The sequence below is a fragment of the Shewanella submarina genome, assembly GCF_042646185.1.
Taxonomy (GTDB): domain Bacteria; phylum Pseudomonadota; class Gammaproteobacteria; order Enterobacterales; family Shewanellaceae; genus Shewanella; species Shewanella corallii.
Genome location: NZ_JBHRTD010000018.1, coordinates 354,286 through 369,568, shown reverse-complemented (window position 1 = coordinate 369,568; position 15,283 = coordinate 354,286). Strand labels below are relative to the sequence as shown.

Below are 15,283 nucleotides of genomic sequence, written 5' to 3'. Positions count from 1 at the left end.
TTCAGGACAAATGGATTCAAAACGCCGCCATTATCCTGTTAAACCAGATTGGTTAAAGTTAATATCTATCCGCAAATCGGATACATCGCTCAAATATCAATATGAGAAGGGGTTATGCACTGGAATCTGGATCAACTGGATGCCTTCGTCCATGCGGTGGAGCAAGGGTCATTTTCTGCGGCAGCACGCAAACTGGGCAAGGCACAATCCCGGGTCAGTACCGCCATAGCCAATCTGGAACTGGATCTCGGCATAGAGTTATTTGACCGCACTCAGAGATTACCTGTACTGACCCCGGCAGGACAGGAACTTTACAAGGATGCCAAATCGGTACTGGCGCAGTGTCAGAGGTTGTCTGCCAAGGCAGGGATTCTGGCCAATGAACAGCTGGTGGCACTGACTGTCGCCATTGATGAAGCCGTCCCCATCGAAGCCTTTGAAACCTTCTTTATTGATGTTGCCAGCGCCTTTCCCGAACTCACTCTGACCATACTCAACGGTACTCAGCAGGATATCGCCCACTGGGTGGAAAATCGTCAGGCAGATATCGGTGTCATGTTTCTTGGCCCACTGTCAGACACGCTGGAGTTTAACTCCATTGCCCGCTTTAAACAGTCACTGATCGTCAGCCCGGAACATCCTCTGGCGGCATTTCCCGAACCTTCAGCCAACCAGCTGAACCATTATCGCCAACTGGTGATCTGCAACTCCATCAGCGGCCGTCAGGGCATCACCCTGTCGCCCATCCACTGGTTTATCGACAGCTACTATTACATCACGTCCATGGTGGGTCGGGGTGTAGGCTGGGCACTGGTGCCGGAGCATATCGCCCAAAGTGACTGGTACACAGATACCATTAAAGAGCTGTCCACCCGTAATATACCCGGCGGCCTGACCATGGAGATGGGGATAGTCAAACGTCGTGACCAGGGCATGCAACAGGCTCTGGCCTGGATGCACAGCTATCTGGGAACCATGTTCGATAATTGATCCCCTGATTGTTTCATTAACAAAAGATCACTTTCCACTGGTTATTTTTTAGCTAAAATCCCGCGCCTTTCCACTTCAGATTGAACAAAAGAGACGAAATGAAACAGCGCGGTTTTACCTTGATTGAACTTGTGGTCGTCATCATCATTCTTGGCATATTGGCGGTCGTTGCTGCCCCCAAATTTATCAACCTGAAGCATGATGCTCTGGTTTCAACCATTGAGAATATGGAAGGTCAGCTTAAGTCAGCCAACAATCTGGTGTTTGCCAAGGCGGCGGTGGAACACAAAGAAGCGCTTGAGTTCAACGATTACAATAATCCGACTGACGCTTATCTGGACATTAATGGAAAACAGATCAGCCTCCACCTTGGACACATTCAGGCATCCAAGTGGAATGTCGATCAAATCATGCACATTGACGATGCCGACTGGAACGTAAAAGGTTCATCGGGTTTGTTCGGTAAAGTGTATATGACACCCCGTGGTGCTCCTGCTTTCAATGCAAAATCTATGAGTGAAATAGATCAGTCAAAGTGCTACTTAAAGTATTACTTTGATAATAAGCACTATGACAACCCGGGTTACGATGTAGAAACCTCAGGCTGTTGATAATCTACTCCGAGCCGCTATGTCGGCTCGAATTACTCCATCTGAGGCCAGTGCGCCTTGATGAGGCTCGAATGAGTTGACCTCAAATGCTCCACCGCTGGTGCAGAGATAGCGATAATTTGTACCAGCTTATTCCCTTGAGTATCTAACTGCGCTGGCTTGCCGACAAATTCGATGCTTAACCCCAGCCTGGCAAGCGTATCCTGGTCATAACTGAACAAAGGAGCGTCCCGGCTAACGCCACTATCCGGCATCATCCCCAGAATAGTAATCACAGGGTCAACACCAACTTTGGCAAAAAACGCCAATTCGGCAGCTTGCCAACGCCGTAGTGACTCATGGTGTTCAGAGTTACCTTGAACGCCACCAAAGGGCACATAGAGATCCTGGTACGCCCCGCCATGCCAGCCCAGAAGGCTGTCTTTTTCTACAACAACGGACTTCCCCGCGGGCACAATGTAATTGGCACAGGACGAAGCACAGATGTTGCGTACTATCACGCTCAGACCATGGTCAAATACCAGGGTGCCCATCTCAATAGCCGCCATCGCATCGCCTCCTCCACTGGTGATCACCAGCTCAGAGATAGCATCCCTCTGCTTGTTGAAAAGAGATTCAAAGGCGGACACGCCAGCTTCATTAAGTGGACCTGAGTAGAATATCTGGTTGGAAGCTGTCATCCCAACGATAGGCTGATCATCAGATGTTCCCTGACAACCGGTCACAGCAAAGCTCATCAAGGTGATGCTCATCGGAGCTCTAAGCACCTTCATCAAAGCACTCCTCAGAAATTCCACTGCAGAGTCACTGCCTGATAGTTACTGCCACCTTTGATTCTGCCGAAGGTGGAGCTGGTTTCAAAAATGCCTGAGCGATGATGGATGCTGTACCCCAGCCAGAGTCCTCTGATTGCATGGCTGTTAAACAGATCGCCAAGATTGACCTCCAGAGAGAAGTCCAGATAGTTGAGCAGCTTTGATGGTTTGTACCCCTTCTCGTCCAACTCAGACTTTTCGATATAGGTGAGGTTGGTGACGTAAGACAGTCCTTCTGCCACCCCAAAGCGCCAGCGGGGACCCAGCTCAAAGGTATAAAAGGCTTTAATGGCTACTGCACCCTCGACAATCTCCCCCTGAACTTCAGAGTCATAATGCCAGGCAACGCCAGGGGTAAAGTAAAGTTCAATGGGTAGACCGAATAGTGTCTCACTCAAGCGGGTTCCATAGAACAGAGAGGTCATCTGATTGTTATAGGGATCTTTTTCCGCATCCCCGGTCAGAATGTAGCTGAGATTGGATGGCGTAGCCCAGCCATGAGACAGGCGCAAAAACTCACTGTCATCCCGGCTTGAATCAGCCCTGCTTAAAGACTTTTCCTGTTTATTGTCAGGAAAGAAACCAAAGCCAAGAAATGTCTCATACTGGTATTGGTTTTCTATCGTCGGTAGCTGACTGATTTTATCCTCCAGTCGCCCTACCCCAAATCTGCCCAGCAGATACAGATTACTCGCGACATGGTATCTGGCAGTCACCCCGGCATTAAACTGCAAACCGCTGCCAACCTCGTATCTGTCCAGCCCATAGTAATAGTCGTTAAATTGATCCGACTTCCACTGAAACTCTGCATAAGGGATCAGATCCCAATCACCGGAATGCCAGTGGTACTTGGTTCTGGAGTACATGTAGGCACGTTTGTAAGAGTCCGACAGCAGAGCAATATCCGCCTCCCAGGGGCCATGAGTAAACTTGTACTGAAGCCCTAAATCGAAGGATTCCGCCTGAGCTTCATTTTGCAGCTCTTTGGGAATATCAACAAAACGAAAGCGAGTATAGGCATTGACCTGATGCTGGTCGTTTTGCCACAGATGGACCCCAGCTTCCATGCCGTTGATATAGCCATATTCACCCTGATATTTAAGCAGGGGAAGCACATCAAAGACTTCATCATCCTCGACGGCGTAAGGAATATCACTGCGCCTGACTCCTATGGCGATACCCCAGGGAGTATCACCTGATTCGCTTTGGTGAGCAGAAGTCTGGAGAACATCAGCTTGCTCCGAAACCGCTTCACAGGAGACAGCTGACAACAGAAAAGAGAATAGAAGGGTTAAACGGGAAATGGAGCAAGTGGTCACAGTATTCACGTCCGGTATGTCTGCTTGCGGGAAACAGACACCAGAATACTTCAATAACCACCTGATAACATAATGATTTTAATTGATAACCGAGAATTGACCAGGAAAGCTATTTCAATACCTGCACACTGTCTCTTTCAACCACGCTTGGCTCAATATCCATAAACTGGGGTGCCAGTGTCGGATCCTGCAAACGGGCCAGCAGGGCATTGACCGCTTCCGCTCCCAACTTACCCTTGGACTGATGAATCGTGGTCAGCGCCGGGTTCATATAACGAGCCAAATGAATATCGTCATAGCCGATAATCGACAGCTCCTGAGGTACCTTAATGCCCGCATTCTGAGCGGCATGCAGTACACCTATGGCCATCATATCATTGCAAACAAATAGCGCACTGGGCAGCCTGGTTTTGTCATGTTCAACATTGGCAAACAAGCTGGCAAATGCCGCTTTACCGCCGTCTGACTCAAAATTGCTTTCAATCACCCAGTCCGGATTTACCCTGAGCCCTGCGTCCGTCATGGCATCAGCAAAGCCCTGATAACGCAGATCTGCCTGCTGGCGATTGCGGGGGCCGGTAATACAGCCTATATGCCTATGGCCTTTATCCAGCAGATATTGAGTGGCCAACTGGCCGCCTTTGCGGGAATGCCCCTGAATGCGGTCACAGGGAAAATCGGCCTCGCCCCAGTCCATTACCACCACGGGTAACTTCTTCAGGCGCTCATACACAGCGGCATCTTCACCTTCCAGCATGGCGCACATCATAATCAACCCATCGACCCGACGCTCTACCAGGGTGCTCAGCGAGCGCTTAAGCCGCTGCACATCCCCTTCGGTATTACACAAGATCAGGTTGTAACCCTGCTGATAACAAGCCTGCTCTACCCCGCGTACTACCTCGGCATAGAAGGGATTGGCCGAGGTGGTGACCAACATGCCTATGGTGTTGGTACGGCAGGTTTTCAGGCTGCGGGCGACGGCGGAAGGACCACTGTAATTCAACTCCCGGGCAGCGTCCTGAACCCGTTTGGCAATATCTTCACTGACAAATCGGGTTTGGTTCATCACATGGCTGACCGTCGAGGTTGAAACCCCGGCAAGCTTAGCGACATCTTTCATGGTGGCCATGTGGTGAACTCCAGTATGCTTTTTATTGGTTTAGGTAAAATCAGTTAGCGCTCAAAGACACTCCAAGGACACTCAGGCCTGTTGTGCCAGGAAACTGTCCACCTCTTCCCTGCCTGGAATAGAGGTTTGTGCGCCGAAACGGGTGACCGAAATCGCAGCGGCAGCATGAGCAAATACCAGCGCCTGCTCAAGCGGCTTTTGCTCCAATAAAGCCGTTACCAATGCACCGTTAAAGGTATCGCCAGCGGCTGTGGTATCGGTCGCCTCCACACGGAAACCAGCAATAATGCAGCCTTCAGCGGCACCTTCATTGGCAGCGCCTTCATTAGCACGGCTGAGATACACACCTTTGGCTCCCAGAGTGATCAGCACAGTGGCAATGCCTTTACCATGCAACACATCTGCAGCCTGGGCGGCAGAAGCTTCATCAGTCACTTCAATACCCGTCAGCAAATGGGCCTCTGTCTCGTTGGGAGAGATCATATCTACCAGCGTAAGCAGTGAGTCAGGCAGTTCACGCGCCGGCGCCGGATTCAGGATCACCTGAGTATTACTCTCTTTGGCGATGCGGGCAGCTTGCTCGATACCACACAGTGGGGTTTCCAGCTGCATCAACAGGTAATCCGCAGCGGCAATTTGTGCCTCATGCTGATTAACCAGCTCCACAGTCAACAGGGCATTGGCGGCAGCATCCAAACAGATACTGTTTTCGCCATTGTCTGCCACCTGAATCATAGCGATGCCTGTCATGGCATTTTCCATGCAGTGCACAGCGTCGACATTCATGCCGTCATTGGCGAACGCTTTAACGATATTCTGGCCAAAGGCATCATCACCCACACAGGCGATAAAACCGATATCGGCACCAAGACGGGCAGCCGCAACCGCCTGGTTGGCACCTTTGCCGCCTGGGATCACCTGATAATTGCGGCCATGCAGGGTCTCACCCGGACGGGGGAAAGAAGGCACCTGAAGAACATGGTCAGCATTAACACTACCTAACACCACTAGCTTATTCATATGGTTATCCGCAACTCAGAATGAACCCCAGGGTTCATACTTAAAAGAAAAAGGGTACAAAGCCGAATCACGTCAATTCGGCAGATTAATATTCTGGCTCTATTACGCCTGTCTGATACCGGTGCGCACACTGAAATGACGCGTCTCACCCGGCTCAAGATACAACAAATTGCCACTCTCTCTGGCCGCCAGAAAACCTTCAGGGCGGCAGGTGGCCGGCAAGGCGTAGGCTGCTACCTGCTGGTCGCCATTGTACAGAACCCAACGGGTCAAGTTGTTGAATTCTTTGGTATCAAATTCAGTGATGAGACACTTGTCACCGATTGCCATAGATAGCTCAGCGCGCTCGGTAAAGCGAGAGATGTCATCGGCAAAGTAAACAATCTCAGGGTCGTGCATCTGCGGCTCATCCAGCACTGCAAAGGGTGCTGACGTTTTCAATGTTTCGTTATAGGCCAGCCACTGCTCGGTTGGACGAACATGGTCAGGCACACTCTGACGCAGCACAAAGGCCTCATCAGGCAGATTCTGGCTCATCACCGCCCCTTCCAGGTAGGCCGCATTGATGTGACACATATACTGCAAAGGCATAGGAACAGATGCCAGGTTCTTCACCGTCATCTGAATATCAAACTCACCCGAGTCCTGCCCCAGAGTGACAGATGGCGTAGCCAGATAATGGTCGCCAAAGCCCATCACATATTCGTAGCTTCCCTTGATGGTGACGCTGGTGTCACTGATCTCAAGCCAGGCGCTGTCCATAGTGGCACAGGGCATTTCACCGTGCAGCACATGGTCATCCTGCGGAGTTGGACAACCCATGCGGATCATCCCGGCATGGAAGGCAAAACAGCCGTAGGTCTCGACTATGGTTTTGGCGAGTTTGGGCTCACTGAACATGTTTTTCATGCATAGGTCGGTACCCAGAAACTCAGCATCCCACACCATCTGCCCCATAAATGGCAGCACCACCAAATGACCTTTGCTATTTCTGATCTCGACCGCTTCCACTCCTGAGTTGTACACAAAGGTGTAAATCTCAAAGGCATCAGATCTGGCAATCAGGCTTCTGTTACGGGAGAAGCTGTGTTTGTACAGAGGCAGAGTAAACATATTCAATCTCCTGCAAAAAGGCGCTCACCCGGATATTCCTGAGGTGGCCGCCTAATCATCTTAAACAGGCGCTTAAGCAGTTGCTTCGACTGTCGCTTCAGACAAGGTCTGTGAGCGTTTGAACTTCTTTTCACTCATAAAGTAAGCAAACACCACAGCGAAACAGATAGCGCTGACAATAAAGGAGGACTGCATACCAATGCTGTCAGCCAGCAGGCCCTGCACCGCAGGAACAATAGCGCCACCGATAATGGCCATCACCACAAAACCACCTGTGGTTTCTGTGTAACGGGTATCAACCGACTGCAGGGTCGATGCGAAAATGGTGGCCCAGCAAGGCGCAAACAGTGCAGAGGTGCCCACGGCAACCCAAACCGCGCTGAAGTTTGGAACCAGAGCCACATACATAAGGCAGGCGAAACCAATCGCTGAGTAGCCCATCAACACGTTTTCCTGAGAGGTCTTGGTAAACAGGTAATTGGCCAGCAATTTACCCAGGAAATACATGATGAAGGAGTACAGCAGGTAGTTGGCAGCATCGTGCTCAACCATGTTGGCATCCAGTTCCAGCGCCAGACGAATGGTGAAAGACCAGACAGCTACCTGCATACCCACGTAGGCAAACTGAGCACCAATACCTTTGAAGAAACGGGCATTACCGGCCAGATAAGACAGAGTCTCACCAAAGCTTGGTTGGTCTGCCTTGCGAGCCGTCGCTACTTTACAGCTTGGGTATTCAGTCACGGCGATCAGGGCTGCCACAGTAGCAATCACACCCACCAGCCACTTATAGGGCTCCAGTGTTTGCTGCAATACCTGGGCTTTAAAGGCTTCCAGCTCGGCACCGGTAAGGGTCGCCATCTGATGTTCGATATCGATACCTTCCTGGAAAATCAGATACTTGCCCAGCAGCAAGCCGACGATATAACCCATAGCGTTGATAGTATGGGAAATATTCAGACGCAATGTGGCGCGCTGCGGCTCACCTATCATGGCGGAGTAGGTATTACAGGAGGTTTCCAGGAAAGACAGGCCGATGGCAATACAGAAAATGGCCGCCAGGAACATGGTGTAGGTTCCGGCCACAGAAGCCGGGAAGAACATCAGGCAACCAAAGATATAGAGTGCCAGCCCCAGTAAAATCGCCAGCTTGTAGGAGCTCTTTTTCACCACCATGGCAGCGGGAATCGCCACCAGGAAGTAGGCACCGTAAAACGCCGATTGCACCAGCGCAGATGCAAAATTGGAAAGGTGGAAAATCGCCTTGAACTGAGTGATCAACACATCATTCAGGGCTGCGGCGGCTGACCAGAGGGCAAACACAGAGGACAACAGCAAAAACTGGAACAGCGGGGTTTTGTTCAGGTAACCATCCGCCTGCTGAGTTGCAGAGTTTTTTATAAACATAACTTATCTTCCAGGGACGTGAGCCGATTTAGAAAACAACACCAGAGCGAAAAATCACGTTCGCATAGGGAGTACATTCACCGGTTCTGATAACTGCCCGGCTGATGCCGGTACGCTTTTTAAATGCTTCATGGGAAAGATAAGTCACAGGAATAGCACGGCCGCAGCGCTCAGCTTCATTATCCAACTCAGCCATCAATGCCTGATACACCTCAGGGCTTGCATCGGCAAATTCCTGTGCCATCACCACACCTTCAATCTGAGAACTCGCCAGCCATACCTTTACCGTCTCGATAAAACCCGGTACGCCGTGGGTCAACGCCAAATCAATACGCTGCATACTGGCCGGAATGGGTAAGCCAGCGTCACAAATGGTGACCTCATCGGTATGCCCCAGAGTGGCAGCCAGCATATTCATGTCGGCGTTCAGTAGTGGGTGTTTAATCATCTTTCAGCCTTTCACTCAGTGATTCATCAGCAAGCGGAGTTGTTTACCCGGGCTCAAAGCCAACTGCACTGGGGTACAGAGGTCAGTGTGGCATTTGGGAAATAGGTGAGCCCGGGCGTATACAACACGCCAGCAAGTTTCCTGCCTACCAGTTACATATGGAACAACCGGAACGACACGAAACCATCGAAACGTTTCGATTATGCAGAGAATCATAATCGAAACGTTTCGATGACTCCTAGCTGAGAAAGGCAGTCCTGTGACTAGGATCGCTAAATAAGATAATCGATAGATAAGTAAATAGCGGTAAACAACCATGGAGAAACAACACATCCCTGTGTTGCCAAGCGAATGAGATTAGCTACTTATTGACATAGTATTAAATTGAGATAAGCCCACTTACTGCTGCAGTTCTGCAATACTGTTGCGCTTACTGGTGTTCAACAGGCGAACCAGTTTCAACAGCATTAACGTGATAACAGCAGGCACCAACCAAGACAGGTTCTCATTGAACAGCGGCAGCATCGACTGACCCAATTCGATGGCATCTTCTGGCAGTTTGCCTAGAATCATCAACGCATCCAGAGTACCAAACAGAGCCGCAACAGATACCACAAGTGTCTGCCCTTTGGAGATAGCAGGTGCACCCTGAACTCCACTTTTTGCAGGGATAACAATCACCGCCATCACCAGAGAGATAGCGACAGGACACAGCACCAGAATCACAGGTAAACTCAACTGGATAAGTGCTTCCAGACCTATGTTGGAGATGGTGGCAGTCAATCCGCAGATAATCCCTGTGCTCAGCGCAAACTTCACGCCATAGGTGTTTTCATAGTAATGAGCATTGGCAGTGGTAATACCTACCGTTGTGGTCAAACAGGCAATCAGGGTAATCAGCGCCAGAATCACCTGCCCCATCATCCCAAACTGACCGGCGGCGTACGCAGCCAAAATTTCACCACCATTGCCAGCGTTCGGCGCAATGTTTGAAGAGGTTGCTCCCAGATATCCCATAGCGAGGTAGCAAGCTGACATCAGGATGGCGTAAATGCCCACAATCACAAGGGTCGAGCGAGTCAACGTATTGCGTCGGCCGTTAGTCGATTTCTTATCGGTACGGCGAATGGCGTTGATAATCACCCAGCCAAATACCACAGCAGCCAGGGCATCCAGCGTCATATAGCCTTGAGTCAAACCACTTACCACAGGTGCTGACTGATAAGGCCCGGTTGCCTCTGATGCACTGCCCAGAGGATTAAACAGGGCAAACAAGGTCAGCGCACAGAGCATAATAATCAGCGCTGGCGTCATCACCTTGCCGATGTAATCAACCAGTTTGCCAGGCCTTAAAGCCAGAACCAGCGTCAACACACAGAAGAATACGGAGAACAACAACAGACCGTCGCCAGAGTAGAAAGGTTTAACGCCCATTTCATAGGCTACAGTGACAGCTCTTGGCAACGCAAATGCCGGACCAATGGTGGTAAAAATTAGCAACCAGAAACTGCGGTCCATCCACTTAGGCAAACCCAAAGTCAGATGCTCAACACTAGGTAAACGAGCCAAAATCAGCAGGGTAATTGCAGGCAAACCAACAGCCGTCACCAGAAATCCGGCCACGGCCAATAGCCAGTTGTCACCGGCCTGCTGCGCCATCAAAGGTGGAAATATCAGGTTACCAGCCCCTAAAAACAGGGCGAATGTCATAAAGCCGATGGCGGCAAGTTCTCTTCTGTTCAAACTCAATACTCCTGGTAGAGTCTTTGGTCAGTTTGCTGGAAGAGTCGAGTAGGGAGAGGTTCGGTATCCGCCAGCTTTGCTGACGAATAAAAGCACCGTCAGCGTCAGATAATGACGATGACGACAGAGACAAGTGCGGCCGCGCCCATGGAGGGAACAGCATCAGAATGGATCTGATTGAAGTGAGAATTTAACAGCATCACTCATACACTTGTGTAATAAAGGAAGCTCAATCTAGAACGAAAGAATAGGCTTGTAAAGGGAAATTTCATACTGACCAATATTGCAGCAAGTCCCTGTATAAACCTACAAAGCAATAGGTTGTCAGCACTAGCCCTTTTTGGATTTCACTGGGGGCGCTTTCGTTGGCACATGAAGAATATTGCCTTTTCTAAGCCCTTTGGCAGTCCCCACTGCTGCAGTTAACCAGGCCAGCAACAAACCGAAAAACAACACCACTGCCATCCAGGAGACCAGTGTCAGCCCTGTATAGTGCGCCAATTGAGTGGTACCTGTCACACAGGTACCAACAGGAAAGGTAAAAGCCCACCAGGTCAGGGCAAAAGGCATATTACGGCGTATGGCTCTGATGGTCAGCAAGCCGGCAATCATGGACCAGTAAAAGGCAAATCCCCAAACCGGAATGCCATATAACAGCGCCATCGTATGAAAACTACTGCCGATATCCTGGGGTAATATGCTTTGCGCAACCACGCCCAAACTGCCAATAGCAGTAATAGACTGCCCCAGCGGGCCCAGCACTATCCAAAGCGTGGGAACCCGGGCGCCACCGGATGTACCGGAATGAGATAATCTGCGCCAAATCAGAGTAATGATAATAATCGAGGCCATCAGACTCAGACCAAACATGGCATAGCAGGCATAAAGCATAGTTTGCTGCAATTCAGCGCTCGACGCATGGGGAATAAGCATTGCCCCGATAGTGGCGGATACCATGGGTGGCACAACCGGCATTAGCCAACCGCCAAAGGCAGCATCATCTTCAGTCTCATAACGAGTGAAATGCAGATAGGGAATAATGACAGCGGTCAGTAAACCGGTCAGAGTACCGGCAATCCAAAGCACCCATCCGATAGTAAAAGCCAGTTCAGCAGGCATCAGATGATGCCCCAGAAGCACTGAGCCTCCCCCGACCGTCAGCATGGCCATAGGGGGGGCACCAAAAAACTGAGCCATCACCCCATCGTTAAGTTGACGTTTGAGAATATGTGGCTTGAAGATGGCCTGAGCCGTTTTAATCACCAGCAGTAACACCAGCATGATGGCGGCGATCACCCAAACAGTGATGGCAAACCCAGTCAGCTGCTCAGCAATTAAAGGCAACCCGGCAGCAGCGTTGGCGATAATGCCAGTCCCCATCACCGAAGCAAACCAGTTGGGGCCAATCTCACGGTTATATTGCGGTGTCTCTGTGGAACTCATTGCCACTCTCCAACGTGTTACCCAAACTCGTCAACTCAAGATCTAGCATGTGAGCATCGAAGTAAAGCCATGTTCATCAACAACCAGCTTTGCTAAGTGTCCCCCCTTCAGCAGGTTAAGTTACACCTACACTGGCTAGCATTTGGACTATCACTCAAGTCAGGTGATGATATCGATGAAAATGCGCTATATGGTGCTATTCATCGCCCAAATTTATAGATAAACCTGTCTGTTTTGCCACGAATCTCCTCATCGAATACCAGGGCATCGAGATCATCTTTCGGATTACGTAAATAAAACGCCTCCTCAAGCAAAGTAAACCCCACCTTATCCAATTGGTACTTCACTATATTGGGATCGATCCTGTGAAGATCGTTAGCCGCCTGATAGCCGGAACCGGGTCTCGCAGCGTGATCTATCACTATCAGGACACCATCAGGTTTAAGCAGATCCCGTATATGCAAAAAAGCCTGTATAGGGTCAACTATACCTTCCCGCATCACCTCATACTTACCATTACGACTTCTGTGGGTGAAAAACAGATCGTGGTAGTTGATAGCCATGAAGGCGATATCCAGCGATGCGGGAGAAAGGGGAATGTCCTTTATCTCAACCTGATCAAAACGAATAAGATTTGGCAGCCTGTTATCCAAGGTTCGTTCAACCATCTCTTTGCGGCCAAAGCGCCAGGTAAGACTGTCATTGTGGGCATAAACCCGGCCTGACTCACCTACTGACCGGGAGAGTAACTCGCTGTACCAACCACCACCCGCATAGATATCCAAAACCCGCTGCCCCTCTGCTACACCAGTAAATTTAAGAACCTGTAACGGTTTGCGGTCAGAGTCTCTGAGTCGGTCAGTATCAGGGCGTGCAGGGTGCTGCAATATGGATTTCAGCTCCATATTTGATAGGTCCGCCGCACCACACTGACTGTGAGTAATCATACAAAGCATCGAAAGCAGCAAATAATGAGTCACTTTTGTCACCATTCAATTTAAAAGGACATAGGTGAGCTCATGCTATCTGGCTCAGGTTTGAAATCACTGGATTGAATCCATGACTCAGAGTTGCAAATCTGCACCAACAGAAAGCAACTGCCGCGATCCGGGACTGAGAGAGCTCCGGATAACGAACAGTAAAAAGTAAGGATTATTCAGGCCAGAAGTCAGCGAGCGACTTCAACTCATCAGGAGGAGTTGCATTGGTGCGCCAATAGTCCCGGCCATCTATGGTGCGTCCCAGCAGCTTTTGATTGCACAGCTCACGGCGGATGCGAGCGAAATCCCCAAAATCTTCATATCGGCTGATAATCTCATTCACCTCCCGCTCGCTGTACCTTCGCTGGTACTGAAAACGGCAGGCAAAGAACCACAGGCTCAGCTTCTGCAAGCTGTACTTCACCGGCCAGGAGTGCAGCACATAGTCAGATGACATAAAGGGCTGCAACTTGCGGGGTACTTCGACGCTCAGCCCTGAACCGGCGCTATTGACCGGTTCTACATCCTGTTTCAAGTGCTGATAATTGCTGTACCCATTGGCCCTGGCCAGGATATTAAGCATCTCTACATGGGACGGGAACGACTCACAGCTCATCAGCTGTTTGCGCAGGGATTTGGCCAATGCAGAAAGGTCTGCACTGGCAAAGGGAATGGTTTCTCTGGACATAATCTTACCCATAATTCGGGTGCCGCCACTGCTATTTTAATAAAAAACACAGCGTCAGTGATCGCCCTTATGACATTGGCACTCATTACACGTAAGAGTTTTCAAGTCAGATTGATTTAGCTGGCAGGTTTAACGTCCGAGGCCTCATCAGAGGTATCAGTGGCGATGCCTGGGTGAACTGCAGACCCAGGAAGCATGTTACCTCAGGGCGAAAAAACCGCAAATAAATTTAACATTCATCCAAAGTCAGAGTGTGGTGGCCAACCAGCTCCGCACTGGAATAATCGCAACAAACCAACAAATCATCCAATTTTTCAGAATTTACCAATCGTTAACACCACCTTAGACTAATTGGCGAGTGAGATATCAAAACAATACTCTTAAGTGGAGACAATCGATGAAAGTAAAAGGAATGTTGGCAGTCGCCATCACACTGTTCGCCAGTGGCTATAGCCAGGCTCAGGAACCTGTATGGGATGGCAATAAGGTGGTACTGGTTTCAGAAAAACTGAGCGATGGTGTTTTTGCTTACTATCCATCAGATGCCAAAGCACTTGAATCAAAAGGCGCTCCAGTTGCCACCAGCGGCGGTTTTATTGTGGGTGACAAAGGTGTCCTCGTGATTGATACCATGCTGAATAAGCGGCTCAATGCTCAGGTTCAAAAATTGATTTCACAGGCAACAGACAAGCCGCTGCTCTATGCAGTAAACACCAGCTTTCATGGCGATCATTCCTACGGAAATATGTATCTGCCTCCTGAAACCAAAATTATTCAGCACCAAAAAACTCAGGATTACATCACAAGCCACTTTAAAGCTGACACCGAATTTATGATAAGCAATTTTGGTCAGGGAAGAGGCATTGAAGAGATAGTCCCGGTCGCTGCAGATATTCTGGTGGGTAACGGCGGCAACATCATGCTGGAACTGGGTGGCCGGACTGTAGAGATCATCGATTTTGGCTTTGCTCAAACCGGGGGAGATCTCTTTATCTGGGAACCTGAAGCAAAAGTGATGTGGACGGGTAATCCTATCATTACCGTTAAACCCTCACTGCCCTGGTTGCTCGATGGACACCTGCTGGAAACTCTGGAAACACTCGAGGCGGTTTATGCATTCCTGCCTGAAGACGCCAGGATAGTTCCGGGTCATGGTTCAGTGATGGGCCGGGAAGATATCAAGTGGCATATCGACTACCTGGACGCCATTAAAACTCAGGTACAGGCCGCCATCGATGACGGCCTGACACTGGAAGAAACGGTCAAACGGGTCACACTACCGGAATTCAGCGGTTACGCTCTCTACGGATGGGTACATCCGGCGTTGAACGTACCTGCTGCATACAAAGACTTAAAGAAAGACTAATGGTTCTGCGCCAGCCAGCCCAAATCTGGGCTGGCAAACTCTTCCCTGAAAAATTTGATGTAACTCACACCGGCAACTTATTCAACATTTGCTAATAAATTGTTGAATTTCAATTCCTTGATTGAGATCACACTGAAAAACATGATCCCAATCAAACAACAAATCCATTACCCCTCAAGAGGTATACAAAGCCCTTACAAACTTACTG

14 protein-coding genes are annotated in these 15,283 nt (G+C 49.8%); 3 read left to right on the top strand and 11 right to left on the bottom strand.

What is annotated here, in order from left to right:
* Window positions 1-114: 114 nt before the first annotated feature.
* Window positions 115-990, top strand: coding sequence for a LysR family transcriptional regulator (locus tag ACFOE0_RS18680; RefSeq protein WP_248934113.1), 876 nt, complete (start codon window positions 115-117; stop codon window positions 988-990).
* 98 nt (window positions 991-1,088) lie between these two features.
* Entirely contained in the window at window positions 1,089-1,601 is a 513-nt protein-coding gene (locus ACFOE0_RS18675; protein WP_283106302.1) for a type II secretion system protein, read from the top strand.
* Between the two features lie 32 nt (window positions 1,602-1,633).
* On the opposite strand, the gene ACFOE0_RS18670 is transcribed toward ACFOE0_RS18675, so the two are convergent.
* From ACFOE0_RS18670 to ACFOE0_RS18620, 11 genes are all read right to left on the bottom strand, one after another.
* Window positions 1,634-2,374 carry a hypothetical protein gene (locus ACFOE0_RS18670; RefSeq protein WP_248934112.1) on the bottom strand — a complete coding sequence of 247 codons (741 nt, stop codon included), beginning with the start codon at window positions 2,372-2,374 and terminating at the stop codon, window positions 1,634-1,636.
* An 11-nt stretch (window positions 2,375-2,385) separates the two neighbouring features.
* Window positions 2,386-3,735, bottom strand: a complete 1,350-nt coding sequence (locus ACFOE0_RS18665) for a MipA/OmpV family protein (protein ID WP_248934111.1) — start codon at window positions 3,733-3,735, stop codon at window positions 2,386-2,388.
* Between the two features lie 109 nt (window positions 3,736-3,844).
* Window positions 3,845-4,867, bottom strand: a complete 1,023-nt coding sequence (locus ACFOE0_RS18660) for a substrate-binding domain-containing protein (RefSeq protein ID WP_248934110.1) — start codon at window positions 4,865-4,867, stop codon at window positions 3,845-3,847.
* A 72-nt stretch (window positions 4,868-4,939) separates the two neighbouring features.
* On the bottom strand, window positions 4,940-5,887 hold the full coding sequence (gene rbsK / locus ACFOE0_RS18655; protein WP_248934109.1) for a ribokinase: 948 nt from the start codon (window positions 5,885-5,887) through the stop codon (window positions 4,940-4,942).
* A gap of 102 nt (window positions 5,888-5,989) precedes the next feature.
* Window positions 5,990-7,000, bottom strand: a complete 1,011-nt coding sequence (locus tag ACFOE0_RS18650; protein WP_248934108.1) for an aldose 1-epimerase family protein — start codon at window positions 6,998-7,000, stop codon at window positions 5,990-5,992.
* 72 nt (window positions 7,001-7,072) lie between these two features.
* A complete protein-coding gene (gene fucP, locus ACFOE0_RS18645) occupies window positions 7,073-8,407 on the bottom strand; it encodes an L-fucose:H+ symporter permease (RefSeq protein WP_248934107.1) in 1,335 nt (444 codons plus the stop codon).
* A gap of 28 nt (window positions 8,408-8,435) precedes the next feature.
* Window positions 8,436-8,855, bottom strand: coding sequence for a D-ribose pyranase (gene rbsD, locus ACFOE0_RS18640; protein WP_248934106.1), 420 nt, complete (start codon window positions 8,853-8,855; stop codon window positions 8,436-8,438).
* Between the two features lie 399 nt (window positions 8,856-9,254).
* Window positions 9,255-10,598: a branched-chain amino acid transport system II carrier protein gene (gene brnQ / locus ACFOE0_RS18635; protein WP_248934105.1), complete on the bottom strand. Its 1,344-nt coding sequence runs from the start codon at window positions 10,596-10,598 to the stop codon at window positions 9,255-9,257.
* A gap of 330 nt (window positions 10,599-10,928) precedes the next feature.
* Window positions 10,929-12,041, bottom strand: coding sequence for a TDT family transporter (locus ACFOE0_RS18630; RefSeq protein WP_248934104.1), 1,113 nt, complete (start codon window positions 12,039-12,041; stop codon window positions 10,929-10,931).
* Window positions 12,042-12,241: 200 nt separating this feature from the next.
* On the bottom strand, window positions 12,242-12,946 hold the full coding sequence (locus ACFOE0_RS18625) for a class I SAM-dependent methyltransferase (protein WP_248934103.1): 705 nt from the start codon (window positions 12,944-12,946) through the stop codon (window positions 12,242-12,244).
* Window positions 12,947-13,193: 247 nt separating this feature from the next.
* Window positions 13,194-13,709, bottom strand: a complete 516-nt coding sequence (locus ACFOE0_RS18620; RefSeq protein WP_248934102.1) for a DUF2087 domain-containing protein — start codon at window positions 13,707-13,709, stop codon at window positions 13,194-13,196.
* Window positions 13,710-14,106: 397 nt separating this feature from the next.
* Here ACFOE0_RS18620 and ACFOE0_RS18615 point away from each other — a divergent pair, with 397 nt between their 5' ends.
* Window positions 14,107-15,075, top strand: a complete 969-nt coding sequence (locus ACFOE0_RS18615) for an MBL fold metallo-hydrolase (protein WP_248934101.1) — start codon at window positions 14,107-14,109, stop codon at window positions 15,073-15,075.
* The last annotated feature ends 208 nt before the right edge of the window (window positions 15,076-15,283 follow it).